Annotated in this window: 16 protein-coding genes; 8 read left to right on the forward strand and 8 right to left on the reverse strand. The window is 68.6% G+C overall.

What is annotated here, in order from left to right:
- Window positions 1-19: 19 nt before the first annotated feature.
- From G7043_RS06410 to G7043_RS06430, 5 genes are all read right to left on the reverse strand, one after another.
- Window positions 20-1576, reverse strand: coding sequence for a cell division protein PerM (locus G7043_RS06410; protein WP_166044582.1), 1557 nt, complete (start codon window positions 1574-1576; stop codon window positions 20-22).
- Between the two features lie 118 nt (window positions 1577-1694).
- Entirely contained in the window at window positions 1695-2438 is a 744-nt protein-coding gene (locus G7043_RS06415; RefSeq protein ID WP_166044583.1) for a DUF5336 domain-containing protein, read from the reverse strand.
- 190 nt (window positions 2439-2628) lie between these two features.
- Window positions 2629-3516 carry a succinate--CoA ligase subunit alpha gene (gene sucD / locus G7043_RS06420; protein WP_166044584.1) on the reverse strand — a complete coding sequence of 296 codons (888 nt, stop codon included), beginning with the start codon at window positions 3514-3516 and terminating at the stop codon, window positions 2629-2631.
- A 5-nt stretch (window positions 3517-3521) separates the two neighbouring features.
- Window positions 3522-4688 (reverse strand): ADP-forming succinate--CoA ligase subunit beta, encoded by a 1167-nt coding sequence (sucC, locus tag G7043_RS06425; protein ID WP_166044585.1) that lies wholly within the window; start codon window positions 4686-4688, stop codon window positions 3522-3524.
- A gap of 206 nt (window positions 4689-4894) precedes the next feature.
- Complete coding sequence (locus G7043_RS06430; protein ID WP_166044586.1) at window positions 4895-6574, reverse strand: hypothetical protein; 1680 nt, start codon at window positions 6572-6574, stop codon at window positions 4895-4897.
- 135 nt (window positions 6575-6709) lie between these two features.
- Between G7043_RS06430 and G7043_RS06435 the strand changes: the two genes are divergently transcribed.
- Window positions 6710-7690: an esterase/lipase family protein gene (locus G7043_RS06435; protein ID WP_242641842.1), complete on the forward strand. Its 981-nt coding sequence runs from the start codon at window positions 6710-6712 to the stop codon at window positions 7688-7690.
- 287 nt (window positions 7691-7977) lie between these two features.
- Window positions 7978-8688, forward strand: a complete 711-nt coding sequence (locus G7043_RS06440) for a M23 family metallopeptidase (RefSeq protein WP_166044587.1) — start codon at window positions 7978-7980, stop codon at window positions 8686-8688.
- Window positions 8689-8832: 144 nt separating this feature from the next.
- Here G7043_RS06440 and G7043_RS06445 read toward each other — a convergent pair whose 3' ends face one another.
- Complete coding sequence (locus tag G7043_RS06445) at window positions 8833-9144, reverse strand: hypothetical protein (RefSeq protein ID WP_166044588.1); 312 nt, start codon at window positions 9142-9144, stop codon at window positions 8833-8835.
- Window positions 9145-9752: 608 nt separating this feature from the next.
- Entirely contained in the window at window positions 9753-12071 is a 2319-nt protein-coding gene (gene pcrA, locus G7043_RS06450; protein ID WP_166044589.1) for a DNA helicase PcrA, read from the reverse strand.
- A gap of 147 nt (window positions 12072-12218) precedes the next feature.
- On the opposite strand from pcrA, the gene G7043_RS49260 reads away from it, so the two are divergent.
- Entirely contained in the window at window positions 12219-12653 is a 435-nt protein-coding gene (locus G7043_RS49260) for a chorismate mutase (protein WP_313887722.1), read from the forward strand.
- An 18-nt stretch (window positions 12654-12671) separates the two neighbouring features.
- On the opposite strand, the gene G7043_RS06460 is transcribed toward G7043_RS49260, so the two are convergent.
- Window positions 12672-13724: a histone deacetylase gene (locus G7043_RS06460; protein ID WP_166044965.1), complete on the reverse strand. Its 1053-nt coding sequence runs from the start codon at window positions 13722-13724 to the stop codon at window positions 12672-12674.
- A gap of 70 nt (window positions 13725-13794) precedes the next feature.
- On the opposite strand from G7043_RS06460, the gene G7043_RS06465 reads away from it, so the two are divergent.
- The 5 genes from G7043_RS06465 to G7043_RS06485 all read left to right on the forward strand — a co-directional run bounded on the left by G7043_RS06465 (window position 13795) and on the right by G7043_RS06485 (window position 18595).
- Entirely contained in the window at window positions 13795-14121 is a 327-nt protein-coding gene (locus G7043_RS06465; protein ID WP_166044591.1) for a hypothetical protein, read from the forward strand.
- 103 nt (window positions 14122-14224) lie between these two features.
- Entirely contained in the window at window positions 14225-15067 is an 843-nt protein-coding gene (locus tag G7043_RS06470) for a hypothetical protein (RefSeq protein ID WP_166044592.1), read from the forward strand.
- A gap of 172 nt (window positions 15068-15239) precedes the next feature.
- On the forward strand, window positions 15240-16055 hold the full coding sequence (locus tag G7043_RS06475; protein WP_166044593.1) for a hypothetical protein: 816 nt from the start codon (window positions 15240-15242) through the stop codon (window positions 16053-16055).
- 193 nt (window positions 16056-16248) lie between these two features.
- Window positions 16249-17097, forward strand: a complete 849-nt coding sequence (locus G7043_RS06480; RefSeq protein WP_166044594.1) for a hypothetical protein — start codon at window positions 16249-16251, stop codon at window positions 17095-17097.
- Between the two features lie 160 nt (window positions 17098-17257).
- Window positions 17258-18595 (forward strand): serine/threonine-protein kinase, encoded by a 1338-nt coding sequence (locus G7043_RS06485; protein WP_313887723.1) that lies wholly within the window; start codon window positions 17258-17260, stop codon window positions 18593-18595.
- Window positions 18596-18699 lie beyond the last annotated feature (104 nt).

Genomic DNA, 18699 nt, shown 5'->3' on the forward strand with positions numbered 1-18699 from the left:
TCAGGGGCAGTTTAGGCCGTCACCGTTCTGGCTTGCCCTCCAGGTCCTCCTCGGGCTCCATGCCGAGCATCTCGTCGAACTCCGCGTCGAGGTCTTCCTCGTCGTCGAGGGCCTCTTCTTCGGCGCCCTCGTCGACGGGTTCGTCCTCTTCGTCTTCGTCCACAACGTCTTCTTCGACGTCGTCCACGTCGGGGTCTTCTTCTTCGTAGTCCTCGTCGTACTCGTCTTCGTCGTAGTAGTCGTCGTCCTCGAGGTCTTCCTCGACCTCGAACTCGTCGGAGTCCACGACCTCGAGCTGCTCGAACTGTTCGGTGAGCTCGTCGTCCTCGAACACGACGTCCGGGTCGGCGGCTTCCTCGTCGTAGTCCGGCTCGACGAACTCGGTCTCCGCGACCGCGACGGCCTTCGTGCGGGACCCGGCGAGCCAGGCGACCAGCGCGCCCGGCACCAGCACCCACACCGCCACCATCAGCGCGAGCAGGCCCGCCGGCACCGTCACCGGGTCGAACGCGCCGGACGCCAGCCGGCCACCCGCCGTCGCGGCGAGCACCAGGCTGCCCACGGCCGCCGTGATCGCGGCGACCAGCACCGCGCGGATCCGCGAAGACGGCCGGTCGGACACCTTGCGGCAGGTCCAGCCGACGAACACGCCGATCAGCGCCGCGCCCACCAGCACGACCGGGCTCCACACGAACGAGTTCTCCGGCATCGCCGCCAGCAACGGCACCGGGGGCACCACACCGCCGACGAACCGCATCGGCGAGACCTCGACCCCGCCCAGCGAGAACCCGGCGCCGACGACGTACGAGAAACCGGCGATGATCGCGTTCGGCAGATAACCGAGGCACAGCAGGAACACGCCCAGGCCCACACCGACCGACGGCCCCGCCTCCGCGAAGAGTTCGCTGGTCCTCGGCCACGAGGCCGCGAGGCCGGCCGCCACCGCCAGCGCACCCGCGCTGACCAGCGCGAACAATGCCATGAACCCGGCCCGCAGGCCGTGCAGCGCCACCGGGTCGAGCTTGTCGAACACCATCTCGACCAGACCGCAGCGCCGGGCGACGCCGATGGTGGCTGCCAGAGCGGACACGGCGGCACAGCCGAAGAACGCGACCGCCGGGGTAGCGCGCACGACACCGTCGCCCATCACCAACGCGATCGCGCCACCCACGACGGCGTGCGCTCCGGCGATGCTCAGCACGACGCCGCGCGCCTGGAGTGGTTCGTAAAGACCGAGCCGGTCGGCGGTGCCCGCGGCGGTGCGCCCGACGAGCAACATCAGCAACGCGGTGGGCAGCAGCGGCAACACCCCGAGCTGTCCCGCGTCGAAGCGCAGCGGCACGTGGTGCGCGGCCAGCCACGCGGGCGCGGCGGCGCTGAGCACCCCGGACGTGGAGAAGTCGGCGTACGTGGCCGTCGCGGAGACCAGTGCGAGCACCGCGGCCACCGCCGCGTACCCGACCACCACCGACCCGGCCGCCGCGGCGACGAGCACGCGCATGCGTTCGGACCGCGAGAACTCCGGCGGACGCACGGTGGTGACCTCGCGGGTCACATCGCGTTGCAGCACGGGCACTTCTCCACTGTGTCAGGCCGGCTGAGCCGTTCGAGTGAGGCACGCCGCACACGAGAAGGGCGTCCGCAAGTACTACCAACGGCGAGTTGGCGGTACTTGCAGACGCCCTGACTACGACTTACTGCTGCGGTCCGCCGAAACCACCGGGCGGCGTGCCCGGCGCGCCGAACTGACCCGGCTGCGGCATGAAGCTGGTCTGCTGCGGCGGCTGACCCGGCTGCGCGGGCTGCTGCGGCTGCTGACCGAACTGCTGCTGGCCGAACGACGGCTGCTGCTGCGCCTGCTGCTGGGGTGCCTGCTGCGGGGGCGACTGCTGCGGGAACGCGCCGGACTGCGGGTGCTGCCCCTGCTGCGGGAACGCACCGGACTGCGGGTTCCAGCCACCGGGCTGCCCTTGACCTGGATGTCCCGCGTACGGGTTCGCCGGCTTCGGCTCGAACTTCACGATGCCCTCGGCGAGCAGGAACGCGAGCACGATCGCCGCGGTCTCCAGCAGCGCGACGATGAGCAGGACGATGTCGAGCCCCTGCACCGCCGGCGACTTGATGATGACCTGCAGCTGCAGCAGCGTCTGCACGGCCGCCAGGATCGCGGCGACCGGCACGAAGCCCCTCGGGATGCTCGGCAGCACCGAAAGCCCCGCGAGCGCGCCCGCGGCGAGCAGGTACGTGACGTTGCCGCTGCTGACGTCGTCCGCGAACGCGATGAGGTACGCGATGAGCCCGAGACCTGCCGCGACCAGCGGAAGGATCAGGCCGAGGTTGATGTTGTTGGCGCCGGGGGCGCCAGGGGCCTGATGAGGTGCCTGGTGCTGTGCCGGACCCGGCGGCTGCTGTTGGGGTGCGCCGTAAGGCACGGACATGTCAGGTCTCCTCCAACCGAGTGATGCTTCAAAAAGCTACTTGACGCACTTGCTCAGACGATGACCGGATCATGCCGGTTCCGCCACACGAGCGAGTAGCCGGACTCCGAAACTACTCCGATGCCGGAACGCACGCGGGGACCTTTCGTACTCTCAGACAGTACGAAAGGTCCCCGCGTGCCGTTCAAGCTCAGAGAGCCTGCATGATCTCGCGCATCAGAGCGGCCGTCTCGGACGGCGTCTTGCCGACCTTGACGCCGGCGGCCTCGAGGGCCTCCTTCTTCGCTGCCGCGGTACCCGCCGAGCCCGAGACGATGGCGCCGGCGTGGCCCATGGTCTTGCCCTCGGGGGCGGTGAAGCCCGCGACGTAGCCGACAACCGGCTTGGTCACGTTCTCCTTGATGTACGCGGCCGCGCGCTCCTCGGCGTCGCCGCCGATCTCACCGATCATCACGATCGCGACGGTCTCCTCGTCGGCCTCGAAGGCCTCCAGGGCGTCGATGTGCGTGGTGCCGATGATCGGGTCGCCACCGATGCCGATCGCGGTGGAGAAACCGAAGTCCCGCAGCTCGTGCATCATCTGGTAGGTCAGCGTGCCGGACTTCGACACCAGACCGATCTTGCCGCTGCCCGCGATGTTCGCGGGGATGATGCCGGCGTTCGACTTGCCGGGGCTGATGATGCCGGGGCAGTTCGGGCCGATGATGCGGGTCTTGTTGCCGGTCGCGACGGCGTGCGCCCAGAAGTAGGCGGTGTCGTGCACCGGGATGCCCTCGGTGATGACCACGGCCAGCTCGATCTCGGCGTCGATCGCCTCGACGACCGCGGCCTTGGAGAAGGCCGGGGGCACGAAGATCACGGTCACGTTCGCGCCGGTGGCCTCCATGGCCTCCTTGACGGTGCCGAAGACCGGGAGCACGGTGCCGTCGAAGTCGACCTTCTCGCCCGCCTTGCGCGGGTTCACGCCACCGACGATGTTCGTGCCGGACGCGAGCATGCGCTTGGTGTGCTTGGTGCCCTCGGCACCGGTCATGCCCTGGACGATGACCTTGCTGTTCTCGTTGAGGAAGATAGCCATCTGACTCAGACCCCCGCAGCCGCGAGCTCGGCGGCCTTGGCGGCCGCGTTGTCCATCGTGTCGACAACGGTCACCAGCGGGTGGTTGGCCTCGGCGAGAATCGCGCGGCCCTCCTCCACGTTGTTGCCGTCCAGGCGGACGACGAGCGGCTTGGTGGCCGAGTCGCCGAGGATCTCCAGCGCCTTCACGATGCCGTTGGCGACGGCGTCGCACGCGGTGATGCCACCGAAGACGTTGACGAACACCGAACGCACGGCCTCGTCGCCGAGGATGACGTCCAGGCCGTTCGCCATGACCTCGGCGGACGCGCCGCCGCCGATGTCGAGGAAGTTCGCGGGCTTCACGCCGTACTGCTCACCGGCGTACGCCACGACGTCCAGAGTGGACATCACGAGACCGGCGCCGTTGCCGATGATGCCGACCTCGCCGTCGAGCTTGACGTAGTTGAGGCCCTTCTCCTTGGCCTTCGCCTCGAGAGGGTTCTCCGCCGCCTTGTCGACCAGCTCGGCGTGCGCCGGGTGGCGGAAGTCGGCGTTCTCGTCCAGCGTGACCTTGCCGTCGAGCGCGACGATCTTGTCCTGCGGGTCGCGGACCAGCGGGTTGACCTCGACGAGCGTGGCGTCCTCCGCGACGAAGGTCTCCCACAGCTTGACGATGACGTCGACGACCTGGTCCTTGACCTCGGCCGGGAAGTTCGCCGCGTCGGCGATCTCCTTGGCCTTGGCCGCGTCGACACCCTTGATGGCGTCGATGTGGATCTTCGCGAGGGCCTCGGGCTTGGTGGCCGCGACCTCCTCGATGTCCATGCCACCCTCAACGCTCGCCATGGCGAGGAAGGTGCGGTTGGCACGGTCGAGGAGGAAGGAGAAGTAGTACTCCTCCGCGATGTCGGAGGCAGGCGTCACCAGCACGCGGTGAACGATGTGCCCCTTGATGTCCAGGCCGAGGATGGCGGTCGCCTTCTCCTCGGTCTCCTCGGCGGTGGAAGCGAGCTTCACACCACCGGCCTTGCCGCGGCCGCCGGTCTTGACCTGGGCCTTGACGACGACCGGCTGGCCGAACTTCGCGGCGATGGCCTTGGCGTCGGCGGGGTTGGTGGCCACATCGCCCGGCAGTACCGGGACGCCGTGGGCGGCGAAAAGGTCTTTCGCCTGGTACTCGTACAGGTCCACTCGGGTCTCCTGCGACGTCGGTGTCGGAACACCGCGCCTGGGTGGTCCTCAAGGGGCCAAGCGAACCCACTTGACGCGGCTGGGCCCAGACACTATCGAGCTGCGGCTACCGCTCGCACGCCACACCTGGTGAGGTCGGTCTCAACGGCGGTGAGGTCGATCACGAGTGCGCGCGTATAGAGGAGAAGGCGTGTGCACGGCCACTTTCACCGCGTTGCGCGAGCTCCCATCAAGCCGGCCGCGACCGCCAACGCCGCCACCGACGCCAGCGCGAGCCACGTGCCGGGCCCGGCCGCCGCGTTCACGACCTTGTCTCCGGTCAGCGGCAACTCCAGCGCGCGCACGCCGAGCAACAACACAGCGCCCGCGAGCACCGCGGCACCGCGTGCGGGCCGCGAGCGAACCGCGATCACCAGGCCGATGATCAGGAAGAGGAGTGAGCTGAGCAACGCCCACGAGACCGCGGGGTCGGCGTCCGGCAGCAGCGTCGGCGCCGTGTAGTTGTCGCCGCGCACGGCCGGCAACGCGAAGGCGCCCGCCGCGAACAGCCCGGCCAGCAGCACCGCGCCCAGTTCGGCGACCGGCATCTCCTGCTTCTTGCCGGCGTCGGTGTTCTCCCGCTCGACGGCACCGGCGAGACCCGCGCAGATCAACGCGAGCAGGCCGAGGGGGAACTCGACGATCATCAGCCAGAAGCCCGCGCCCGGCTGCGCGATGCCAGCCTGGCTCGCGGCCACGACCGGCTGGGTCGCCCCCGCCGCGGCGAGCTGCATCGCGAGGTAGCCGAACAGCAGCGCCGGGCGCACCGCCCCGGCGATCGACGGCACCAGCAACGCGAGTCCGAGCAGGCCGAACGCGATTCCGGCCGGCCAGAGGAGGTTCGCGGACGCCAGGTCCGGCGCCTTGCCACCGGTGGTCAGGACGAGCTGCGGAACGGACGCGCCGATGACCATGAAGGCGGCCGCGAGCACGCTGAGGACGCCTGCCGTCACGTGCATGCGGCGGATCGACGGCAGCGCGAGGTCGTGCTTCTCGTCGCGCTTGCCGCGCAGCAGCCGCCACAACCGGGCCAGCGGAGGCACGGTGGGCAGCGCGAGCGCGGCGAGCAACGCGAGGACCGGGCCCACCGAGATGGTCAGTCCCGTGACGACGGTCCCGGCCACCAGCGGCGGCAGCACCACGGCGAGCAGCGCGAGCGAGACACCGAGGACGCCGCCCTCACGGGTGTCCGGGTCGGGAGAACTGGCCGCGAGCGCCGTGGCGAGCGGCGCGGCGAGGGCGACCAGCAGACCACCGGTCAGCCCGATCACCGGCAGGTCCCACGGGCCGCGGTCGAGCTGGAACGGGTCCGACGAGCTGAACGGCTTGCCGAGCAGGCCGATCGTCGCCCACGCGGCGATGATCACGTGCAGGGCCACCAGGCCGGGAGGCTCCGACGCGTCCGCGGGCATGCCGGCGCGACCGGCGGCGAGCAGACCACCCGCGATCACCAGCACGTGCCCGGCGAGCAGCAGCCACACGCCGGCCGACGGCGTGACCGCGATCAGCGTGGACGGCCGGAACAGCTCCGGGCGCGCCACCGCCATCGCGTTGATCACGATCTGCAGGTCGCTCAGCAACCGCCCGAAGGCGAACACGCCCACCGCGGCGATCAGTCCCGCCGCCACGAACGGCCTGCCGCGCATCAGCAGCACACCCGCGACGGCCGGCGGCAGCAGAGCGAGCAGGGCGAGCAACGGCCACGACGTGAACGCGGGTTCCGCCCCGTCGACCACGCCGACCAGCGGGCCCGCGGCGAGGAGGAGGGAGCCCGCGGCGGCGAGCGCCCACGAGGTGCGCAGCCGTGCGGCGGCCGGGGTCTGGTTCTCGAGCTCGGTTCGAGTCATCGCGGGCGAACCTAGCAAGAGAGGCGTTGAGTTCCGTGTGACCGGTTGCGACCAAGTGAGACGAAATTCGTTCGCATGTGGAAAACAGGCGCCGGGTACTCCTAGCCGGTGACTTCATCACTTACCGTCGCTCATATGAGCGACAACGGCCGGTCGTGGATGACGCGTCTGACTGACGCCGTCCTCGATCGCGCCGGCTGGGGGGTGCACACCGCGCGGGACGTCGCCGAAGAGGTCAAGGTCGCGTTGCGCGCCATGGCCACGCCCGGCGGGATGCGTGGTGTCGCGATGGAAGCCGCCTGGTTGACGGCCCACGCGGTGCTCTATCCGTGGGGCGCGATCACCGAACAGCTGCGTCCGGAGAGCCAGTTCCGGCACTACCGGACGGACGGCCTGCCGCCCCGCCAGCGCGGGCTGATGGTTTCGGCTATGGACGCCGTGGGCACCCCGATCGTGTTGGTGCACGGCATCGGGGACAACCGCTCCGCCTTCGCGGTGCTGTCGGGGGCGCTGCGAAGGCGGGGCTTCGGGGTGGTGCACGCCATCAACTACAGCGTGCTGACGGCGTTGACCGGTGACGTCCGCCGCTCGGCCGCCCTGCTCGGAGCGCACATCGAGCGCATCTGCGAGCAGACCGGCGCGGACCAGGTACACGTCGTCGGCCATTCGCTCGGCGGTCTCATCGCCCGGTATTACGTGCAACGGCTGCACGGCGACTCACGCGTTCGCACGCTCGTAACCCTGGGAACGCCGCACAAGGGCACGCTCGCGGCCTATCTGCTGCCGACTCCGCTGACCAAGCAGCTCCGCCCCGGCTCCGAACTCCTGCAGGAGCTCGCCGAGCCCGGCCGGCCGTGCCGCACGCGGTTCGTCGTCGTGTGGTCGGAGATGGATCAGATCATCGTTCCTCAGCGCAACGCCCGACTGGAGCACTCGTCGTTGCTCGTCGAAGAGCACCAGATACGTGATTCAGGTCACCTTTCCCTCCCGGTTGACACGAGGACTCTTCACGTAGTTGTGACGGCCATCACCCGATCGGACGACTCCCTGGGTCACCCCATCGCCGCTGGCGGTGAGGCGTGTCGCCCGCCCGAAGTGACCGACGGTCACAGTTGACAGTTGAAACCTCCTGGTCGCCGCCCGTTAGGACGACATAACGAACTGGGGTTTGCCCTCCGAGGCTTCCCGCCGTTACTGTCCCCCGGTCCGTTGTCACGGTCTGATCACAGAAGGACACCGAGTCAGAACCCCGAATCCTGACTCACCGGGAATCCCCCGCCCGGCAGGTCCACCGATCAGGCTCCCCGAAGGCGGAAGGGCAAGCTTTGAGTCACCACCGCTCCCCCGGCGGCCATGAACGCAGTGCTGCGCTTGACGAGGCAGTCGACCGCGCCTCCACGCGCATGATCAGCTCCCACCGGCTCCCCCCGCCCCCGTCGGCGCTTCGCGGACGCATCGTCGTCGCCGCCGTCGCAGTGGGCGCGTTCGCCGCAGCAGGCGCAGGTCAGGCCATGCAGGCCGCCGCGGGCGACAGCAAGGACGTGCAGCTCGCGAACCACGCCGGTGGCGCCGCCACGTTCGACGGCATGGGTGGCGACACCGCCTCCGCCCCGCAGATCCTCGCGGTCTCGAAGACCACGTCAGAAGGCTCCGCCGAGGCCGCCAAGCTCCTGCGCAGCCAGCAGCTCACCACCCAGCGCGACGCCGCAGAGGCCGAGAAGAAGCGCCCCAAGTTCGTCCGCCCCGCCGCCGGTGAGTTCACCTCCGGCTACGGCGGCCGTTGGGGCACCATGCACCTGGGCATCGACATCGCCGGCCCGATCGGCACCCCGATCCTCGCCGCCTCCGACGGCCGCGTGATCGAGGCCGGTCCCGCTTCCGGCTTCGGCCTCTGGGTCCGTATCGAGCACGCGGACGGCACGATCACCGTGTACGGCCACATGGACTCGTTCAACGTCCGCGAAGGCCAGGTCGTCAAGGCCGGCGAGCAGATCGCCCGCATGGGCAACCGCGGCTTCTCGACCGGCTCGCACCTGCACTTCGAGGTGTGGAACCCCGGTGGCCAGAAGATCAACCCGCTCACTTGGTTGAACGCTCGCGGTGTGACCGTCTGATTCGGCTCTGATTCGGTTCTGGCTGAACTACGGCTCAGTAGCTTTCTCGCGGGTTTGTGGCGATGTACCCACCGTCCGGTGTGGGGTTGGGGCCGTTCGGCGCCTCAGGGGCCTCACAAGCCTCCAACTGCGCTCGTGTCGCGGCTATTCCGCGCTCGTGGCTGACTTGAAGGCCTCACTCGTGGCCGACTTGAGCCGCGACCGTGCCGGGTCCAGGCCGCGCTCATCGCGGCGGACGAAGTAGGCCGTGGCCACTCGCCAGACCGAGCACATGTGCTTGCGCCATCTCGGGCCGCAGGCTTTGCAGGCCCCGCTCTCGGTTGGCTCGTGCAGGCCGAGCAGGGTGCGCCAGGCTTCTGCGAGCCTCGTGGTCTCGGGGGCCGCTGTTGGGGATTCCAGCTGGTTGAGGATTGCGAACACGCGTTCGTGCAGCAGCTGGGCCAGTACGTGATCCATGCCGAGTTCTCCCGCTGGGTTGAGGACCTCATGCGGTTGATGATGCTCGGTGGGTCTGACAATTTTTGAACGTGCGGCTGCTGAGCTGGGTGAACACACCGATGCGGTGGGCGAGCACGCCGATGAACAGCCAAGACTGGGCGATTGCAGTGCGGCCGGACTGCTCTCCCGTTCAGTCCGGCCGCACCTTCGCCGCGAAGTTCTGGCCCCCGCCTTCCCTTCGCATCCCCTTCGTCTGCAGGCTGCTCCCCTTGCCGTTGGACCGCCCCGAACGTTCCGTTGGCTGTGCTGCTTGCGACACCCACATAGACGTACGTAGTTGGGTCTCGTTGCGCTGGATTTGGGACTTTTTTCGAAGTTTGTCGGGGGTGGGGGAAGTTGCAGGTCAGGAGGGGTGGGGGTGTCCGGTTCGTGTCTGGTCGTACCGGGTTGTGTACGGGTCGCTCGGGTTCCGTAAGTCTGGTCCGCACGGGCGCGAGTTTGCGGGTGGTCACCTTGCGAGGACGAGCTGCGTTTTAGGCACGCCTGTTGCTCAGGGCGGCTGCGCCTTTGCGTCGGCTGGCCTTCGGCCTCGCCTTGAAGGGCCGCTTCGCGGCGATGGTGGTGGCTTAGAGCTTGGTCATGGGGACGCTGCCGATCAGCATCAGGCGGACTGTGCCGGAGCCGCCGAAGTCGATCGTTGCGGTGGCTCGTAGGCCCGCGCCGTCCACTGCTACTACTCGGCCCAGGCCGTACTTGTCGTGGGTTACTCGGTCGCCCACGTCCAGCTTCATGGCTGGGGCGTCTTTCCAGCCTGCTTTGCCGGGGGCTGGGCGGGCTAGGCCTCGGGAGGCTATGCCGCCGCTCGAGGAGGCTGAGCGGCCCCACGTTGTGGCGGCGGCTGGGGCTGAGCGGGAGGGTTCAACTCGGCGCCAGTCCAGCAGGTCTGGGGGGATTTCGCCCAGGAAGCGGGACGCCGGGTTTGCTGAGGGCTGGCCCCAGGCTGAGCGCACCAGGGCTCGGGAGAGGTAGAGGCGGCGTTGGGCTCGGGTGATGCCCACGTAGGCCAGGCGGCGTTCTTCTGCCAGTTCGGCTGGGTCGCCCAGGGCTCGCATGTGGGGGAAGACGCCGTCTTCCCAGCCCGTGCTGAAGACGACCGGGTATTCGAGGCCCTTGGCCGTGTGGATGGTCATCAGGGTTACCACGCCGTCGGACTCGGCGTCTGGGATCGAGTCGGCGTCGGCCACCAGGGAGACCCGTTCCAGGAAGGCTGGGAGGGAGGGGACCGGGTCGGCGCCTTCTGGGAGTTCCAGTTCGGTGAACTCGCGGGCCACGGTGACCAGTTCGTTGAGGTTTTCGATCCTCGTGTGGTCCTGGGGGTCTTCGCTGGCTTCCAGTTCGGTGCGGTAGCCGGTTTTTTCCAGGACTGCTTCCAGGATGTCGGCCACGTCGTCTTCGCGCTCGACCATTTCGCCCAGTTGGTCCATCAGTTCTACGAAACCGGCGATTGCGTTGCGGGAGCGCGGGTTCAGCATGGGGACGCGGTCGTGCACGGCTTCGCGGAGGGCTGCGGCGAAGCTGATTCGCTCGCGTTCCGCGTAGGCGGACACGCAGGCTTCCGCTCGGTCGCCGATTCCTCGCTTGGGGACGTTGAGGATTCGGCGCAGCGAGACCGTGTCGTCCGGGTTGGCCAGAGTTCGCAGGTAGGCGAGGGCGTCGCGGACTTCTCGGCGCTCGTAGAAGCGGACGCCGCCGACCACTCGGTACGGGAGGCCCAGGCGGATGAAGATTTCTTCGAAGACGCGCGACTGGTTGTTGGTGCGGTAGAAGACGGCGATTTCGCTGTTGTTGACCTCGCCACCGTCTACCAGGCGGTCGATTTCGTTTGCCACGAAGGCGGCTTCGTCGTGTTCGTTGTCGGCTACGTAGCCGACGATCTTCTCGCCTTCGCCGAGGTCGCTCCAGAGCGATTTGTCGCGGCGGTTCGGGTTGCGGGAGATCACGGCGTTGGCGGCCGTCAGGATGTTCTGGGTGGAGCGGTAGTTCTGCTCCAGCAAGATCGTGGTGGCGTCCGGGTAGTCGCGCTCGAACTCCACGATGTTGCGGATGGTGGCGCCGCGGAAGGCGTAGATGGACTGGTCGGCGTCGCCCACCACGCACAGTTCTGCCGGCGGGAGTTCGCCGCCTGCTTTGCCCACCAGTTCGCGCACGAGGGTGTATTGCGCGTGGTTGGTGTCCTGGTACTCGTCGACCAGTACGTGGCGGAAGCGGCGGCGGTAGTGCTCGGCCACGTCCGGGAAGGTCTGGAGGAGTTCGACGGTCTTCATGATGAGGTCGTCGAAGTCGAGCGAGTTGGACTCACCCAGGCGCCGTTGGTAGACGGTGTAGACCTCGGCCACTCGGCGTTCCAGGTCGTTCGTGGCCTGGGCGGCGGCGGTCTCGGGGTCGATGAGCTCGTTCTTGAGGTTCGAGATGTGCACGGCGAGGGTGCGGGCCGCGTACTTCTTCGGGTCGAGGTCGAGGTCTCGGGCGACGAGGGTGATGAGGCGGCGGGAGTCGTCGCTGTCGTAGATCGAGAAGTTCGACGACATGCCCAGGGTCTTGGCGTCGCGGCGCATCACGCGGACGCACATGGAGTGGAACGTCGACACCCACATGGAACGGGCGCGGGCGCCCACCATGTCGGCCACGCGCTCCTTCATCTCCGCGGCCGCCTTGTTCGTGAACGTGATGGCCATGATCTGGCCGGGGTGCACGTCACGTTCCGCGAGCAGGTACGCGATCCGCCTGGTGAGGACGCGCGTCTTGCCGGAGCCGGCGCCCGCCACCACGAGCAGGGGCGAGCCGGCGTGCTCGACGGCACGGCGCTGCGCGGGGTTCAGGTCGTCGAGCAGGTGGCCCGCGCGGGAAACGGGGGGACTTGAGGGCAAGTCGAACAAGGCGCTCATCGTTCATCCACGGTACCGGGCGGCACCGACAAAACCCGTACCGCCCGACCACGTGTTCGAAGAGTCCGCCGGAAGACGGACCTCCAGCGTGACGTCCCACCTGGTGAGCCCTCTCACGGCGCGGACTTGGCGGCGCCGGGAGGTTCTGTGCAACACTGGATCCGTGCGCGCGACGTTCTTCGAGTTTTTCTACGGGATCCGGACTCCGGCTCCCGTGGTCGTCTAGCGCTCAACAAGCCACCACGAAGCCCCGGAGTCCTCGGACCCCGGGGCTTCGCTGCTTCCGGGGCAAGGACTCAGCAGAGTCGAGAGGTCGTCGAAACCATGGACACCACCACCGAGCCGGACATCAACGAGCTGCGCCAGGAGATCGACAACCTGGACGCGGAAATACTGCGCCTCGTGCAACGCCGCGTCGAGGTATCCAAGATCATCGGCGCGGCCCGGATGGCGGCCGGGGGTACGAAGATCGTGCACAACCGCGAGATCGACGTGCTCAACCGCTACAAGCCGCTCGGGTCCGAGGGCAAGGACCTCGCGATGATCCTGCTGAAGATGGGCCGCGGTCCGCTCGGCAGGTAGACAGGCCCTGGCCCGGCGTCACAGCACGCCGGGCCAAAAAGGCTTCAGGGCCCGCCTGACGTGCTCGAAGTCCGCGTCCACCAGCTGGGTGTCGTCCGGCACGTAGGCCAGCGGGTCCTCGAGCAACGGTTCCGGCAGCCTCAGCAGCCCCTCGACCAGCGAGTGCAGGCAGAGCGCGGAGTATCCGCGCAGGTAGCCGCCCTCCTGGGTGAGCACGACGCGCGTCCCGAACGACGCCACCCGCCGCCCGATCTCGCGGTACCCGTGAGCCGTGAGGTTGTGCCGGCCGTTGGGGTCGAACGCCGACCCGTCGAAACCGGACGCGCACACCAGCAGATCCGGTGCGAACTCGCGCAGCAGCGGGAACGCGATCTCGTCGAGCGCGCGCATGTACGCCGTGTCGCCCGCACCCAGCGACAGTTCGATGTTCACGTTCCGGCCGTTGGCGCCCACCTCCGACGGTGCGCCCGTCTGCGGGTGGTTCGTGCCCCACGAGCCGTGCCGCATGTGCATTGAAATGGTCAGCACGTCCGGACGGTCGTAGAAGACCTCCTGCGTGCCGTTGCCGTGGTGCACGTCCCAGTCCAGCACGGCGACCCGCATCCCTTGGCGCCGCGCGGTTTCCGCCACCAGCGCCGCGTTGTTCACGAAGCAGTAGCCGTCCGCCAGGTCGGGCTGTGCGTGGTGGCCCGGCGGACGCACGAGCGCGTACGCGAGCGGTGCGCCGGACTGCAGTGCGGCCAACGACGTTCCCGCCGCCGCGCACACCGCACGCCACGTTTCGGGCCCCACGACTGTGTTCACTTCCAGCGCCACACGCGTGGACACACGCAACGACTCCAAGTACTCCGCCGTGTGCACGCGCAGTAGCTCGTCAACGGACGCGTGTCGCCCCTCGTGCCACTTCAAGTGCGAAGCCACCGGGCCGTGCATCAGCGCGTGCCGGAACGTGCGCAGCCGCGCCGCGGTCTCCGGGTGCGGTTCGGCGACGTCCAGCCACGGCCAGGAACCCGGCAGCTCCCACAGGCCCTCGCCGGCGTCGTGCTCGAGGCAGTCGTCGTGCCAGAACATGTCCACCCGAATCGGATATCAGGGCGATCACGGATGGTCCATCGAAAATATCTGGAGGCACACTGGAGACATGGGCCTCATCGCCGCACTGATCGCCATCGCCGGCCTGCTCGCCGCCTTGGCGCACGACGCATACCTGGGCTTGCTCGGCTCGGCCGCGAACAAGAAGGGCCTCGCCGGAGCACCCGTCTCGCAGTTCGTCCGCAGCCGCTGGAAGACCGCGATCATCACGACCGCGGGCGCCGTGATCGGTCTGCTGATCACCAACGGCGACAGCCTGGGCGCCGACGTGATCGGCTCGCTGATCGCGGGTGGCAGCGGACTGGCCGCCCTCAACGGCGTGCAGACCACGCGCAAGCAGCTGAACAGCGGTCAAGCACAACTTCCACCCCGGTAGAAATTTCACACAAACGAGTGTCACTCGTCCTGAAACCCCCCTTTTGGTTGGTTCGACGCCTCCGAACGGCCCTACGCTGATTGCGTCGCAGAGGGGTGTCGGGATGGACGAACTGCCGGGCAAACATCGCCTCGACGACGGAGTCGCGCCGGAAGAGCCGCGCCCCGTCGTCGGTGGCGACCGCATCCCGCTGCCCCGCCGCCGCCAGATCGACCCGCTGCAGGACACCGACGGGCTGCGGAAGTTCAACATCGGCCTCGTGCCCGCCTCGGTCACGCCGCCGCGCACCTGGAAGCGCGCGGCCTGGTTCGCCGTCGTCTCGTCGGTGCTCGTGCTGGTCGGACTGAGCGTCGCCGCCGCCAAACTGGTCGGCGGAGGCGGTGGCGTCGAGAAAGTCGGGCTGCCCGGCTACCCCTCGGACGTGCCGATCATCTCCGCGCTGCCCACCGGCACCAGCCCGTCGGTCACCGGCACCAAGCCCCCGGCCGCGAACAGCCGCAGGGGTGCTCCGGTGCCCGGCACCGGCTCCAGCGGCGAGCCCGGCAGGAGCGGAACGGGTTCCGCCACGATCACCACGCCGTCCGGGACCGCGCCGCCCGTGATCACGACGGTGCCGGTCACGCAGGCACCGATCGTCGACGGTGCCGAGATCGCCCAGCGGACCGAGAACTTCTACCGGGAGATGGCGACGAACGCGGACACCGCGCTCGCCATGACCACGGACACCGTGCGCTCGAACGCCGGCGCGCTGCTGGAGGGCCGGATCGCCGACATCTCGCTGATCGAGGTGAAGGAGATCGTGGTCGACCCGAGCAAGGGCCTCACCGTCAGCCTGCTGCAGGTGACGAAGAAGGACGGCTCGGTCAGCACGGAGAAGCGCGAGCTCACCTTCACGATCGGCAACCTCCCGCTGATCAACGGTGAACGGTTGAAGCCAGTGCCGTGAAGTGGCTAAAGGTCACGACCCGAGTTACCGACCGTAGTAAGTAGCACCATCGAGCGAATCCCGAGCGCCGCTGACCGCCACGGACGGATGAAGTCCAGCAAGAAACTGGCGTCGTCACGCAAGGCCACGGTACGTCTTCTGGTGACCACGGACAGTACGGAGGACGAGACCAGTGCAGCGTCCCGCGACGACCGGGCGGAGACACACCCGTGCCGGCTCGATCAGCGTGGCTGAGCTGATCAAGCAGCAGCCGGTCCCGATGCGCATCCTGTCGAACGAGGAAGCCGCCACCGACGCTCTCGTCACATCCCTGCTCGGTCCGACCGAGAACATGATCGCGACCACGGCCGTGATCCCGGTCGCCCCCGGTCGTCGCCGCCGCACCAGGACGAGCCGTGCCGCCAGGATCGCGGGCCTGTTGACCGGCGCGATCGTGCTGGTCGCGTCCGTCGCGGGCGCGGCGACCCTCGCGGGCAAGCGGCCGCCGAACAGCGGCATCCCGGTCTCCGAACGTCCCGTCGCGCTGTCCGGCGCGAGCGCGCTGCGCCCGGACGTCCTGTCCGCCCAGCTGCCGAACGAGCACACGCCGCTGCAGACCACCGCCGACGTCCCGCTGCCGCAGCCGTCCGCGTTGCTGCTGGAGACGCCAGAACCGACCACGCCGGAGGTCTCGGTCGGCCCTCAGCCGCAGGTGGACGTGGTGAAGCGGTTCTACGAGCTGCTCACGACCAAGCCGAACTCGGCGGCCAAGCTGCTGTCACCGGAGCTCGTCGGCGCGAGCCCGAAGGAGTTCGTCGAGGCCTGGGGCATGATCAAGTCGGTGAACGTCGACCAGACGTCCGTCCGGCCGGACGGATCGGTGCTCGCGGTGGTGTCGATGCAGGAGCTCAACGGCAGCTGGCTGCGCATCGAACAGCTCTTCTGGCTCACCGACACGACCCAGCCGCGCATCGTCGGCACCGAGGTCCTTTCGGCGCAACGGAGTTAGGCCGCACCCAACCGGGATCGCCGTTCGCAGTCGAACGGTGACCGCTCGTCGCGAAAACCTAGTTCAGATCGTGAAAATTCCCCCGAAGGGGTTACATCTCGGGTCACGATTCGGTATCCATGTTCCCGCCAGTGCGCACAAGCGAACTTGGAAGGGTGAACGAGCGGTGTCGATTGAGGACCATCGTCGGCGGTTGACCGGATCGGCTGAGTCGACCGGCCAGCTGTCCGTCGCCGAGTTGATCGCCCGCCGCGAGGCGGAAACCGTGGAGATCCCGGTGATCACCGACGACATCACCCCCGAGGCGTTCGAGCCGACGATCAAGTTCAAGTCGGTCCAGGCACCCGGCGGCAAGCCGAAGAAGCAGCCCATGAAGGAGCTGCACATCACCGAGCTGCTGCGCCGTGAGGGCCGCGCCGACGACACGCAGAGTGGCGGGTTCACCGTCGGCAAGCTGGCCGTCGCCGCCAGCGGTGGCGTGATCCTCTGCGGTTCCGTGGCCTTCGCCGCCTCCTCGTGGCTGTCCTCGCCGAACGAGCGCCCCCTCGCCGAGGTGCGGTTCGACGAGCGCGCCCAGGCCCGTGGCGCGAGCGCCGGCACCGAGGGCGTCGTGAAGCTCCCCTCGAACAAGACCCCGCAGGCCGACGCGACCGAGACCAAGCAGGACCCCACCACGGAACCGGCCCCGGCACCGCGCGTCGCCCCGTACACCCAGCAGCAGCGTCCTCAGACGCAGCAGCCCCAGCAGCCGCAGACGCAGACGCCGACTCAGCAACCCACCTCCGAGACGCAGCAGCCGACCACCCCGTCGACCTCCACGGAGACCAAGCCGAGTACGCCGCCGTCGAGCGAGACGCCTCCGCCGCCGAGCTCGTCCGCCGCGGTCACCCCGCCGAGCAGCAACACCCCTCCCGCTTCGAACCCGCTGCCCACGCCGTCCAACCCGGTCGACGTGAGCGTGGACCTCGGCCTTCTCGACCCCGTGCTGAACACCGTGGGCGACACCGTCGGTGGCTTCGACTTCTTCGCCCCCGTGAACTGATGCTGTGAACTGACGTACGACAGGTAGCTCAACGGCCGCTCTCGGCAGGTACCCTGTGCGGGCATTCGGGACGGACCGCTGACTACCGCACGAGGAGCACGAGCGTGGGACCTGCTGCCGCAGCCGCAGTTCCGTCTTCGCGCGCGCTCGAGGTGGTGTCGTGACCACGTCCGACACCTCGGACGGCCGTCTGATCGCAGACCGCTACCGCTTCCTCGACCGCATCGGCTCCGGCGCGATGGGCATCGTCTGGCGTGCCCACGACGAACGCCTCGGCCGCGAGGTGGCGATCAAGCAGTTGCTGCTGGCGCCGGGCCTCGACGAGGCCGAACAGGACGAGGCCATCCAGCGCGCCATGCGCGAGGGCCGCATCGCCGCCAAGCTGCACCACCCGAACGCCATCGCCGTGTACGACGTCGTCGAGGAAGACGGCGTCCCGTGCCTGGTCATGGAGTACCTGCCGTCCTACAGCCTCGCGGACGCGCTGGCCGAGGGCGGGCCGATGGACCCGATCGAGGTCGCCAGCATCGGCACCCAGTGCGCGGCGGCGCTGGCCGCGGCCCACGCGGCGGGGATCGTGCACCGCGACGTGAAGCCCGGCAACGTGCTGATCGCCGAGAACGGCGTCGTCAAGATCACCGACTTCGGCATCTCGCGCGCCTCCGACGACATCACGGTCACCAAGACCGGCCTGATCGCCGGCACGCCCGCGTACCTCGCGCCGGAGATCGCGCGGGGCCAGGACCCCACGCCGGCCTCCGACGTCTACTCGCTCGGCTCCACGCTGTTTGCCGCGATGGAGGGCGAACCGCCCTACGGAGTGAGCGAGAACACTCTCGGTGTTCTGCACGCCGTCGCGGCCGGGCGGATCAACCCGCCGACCGTCGACCACCCGCTCGCCGACACGCTGCTCTACCTGTTGAACTTCGAGGCCGACGACCGGCCGACGATGGCCCAGGCGCGCGACATCCTCAACGCCGTAGCGCACGGCCGTTCGCCGTCGTTCAGCGGCCTGCCGGTGCCTGCCGGGCCCGAGCAGACGACTATCGTGGAACCCGACCGGACCCGCGTGGTCCGTCCGGTGGCTCGCCCCACCGCGCCGCCTCGCACGGCAGTGCCGGTGGCGCCCGCGAACAGGCAGCAGGACAACCGGCCGTTGATCATCGCCGCGGTGGTGCTGGCGTTGTTGCTGGTCATCGGTGGCCTGATGGTGGCGCTGGGCGTGTTCAACAAGGAGAAGGAGAACCCGGTGGTGCCACCGGTGTCGAACTCTTCGACCGTGCCTCCGACCACGGAGACCACGACGCCAGAGGTGACCACCACCACGCCCGAGGCAACCACAACGCAGCAAACGACGTCTGCACCAAGGACGACTACAACTACGACACCCCCGCCTACGACGACTACGGTGCCGTCCGTGCCGTCAAGCTCGCAGAAGCCATCGTCATCGGCAGCCGCGAGTTCGAGCGCTCAGCCGCCACCGGGCGGACAGGGCTAAGCGTCATTACGCCGTAGAAATCTCGTAAGGTGGGTACCCGCACCGATGGGTGATCTGAACCCAAAGGTGTGATGAGCCGTTGAACAGAGAGCAAGTGACCGCAC

The organism is Lentzea alba, assembly GCF_011067745.1.
Lineage (GTDB): Bacteria > Actinomycetota > Actinomycetes > Mycobacteriales > Pseudonocardiaceae > Lentzea > Lentzea alba.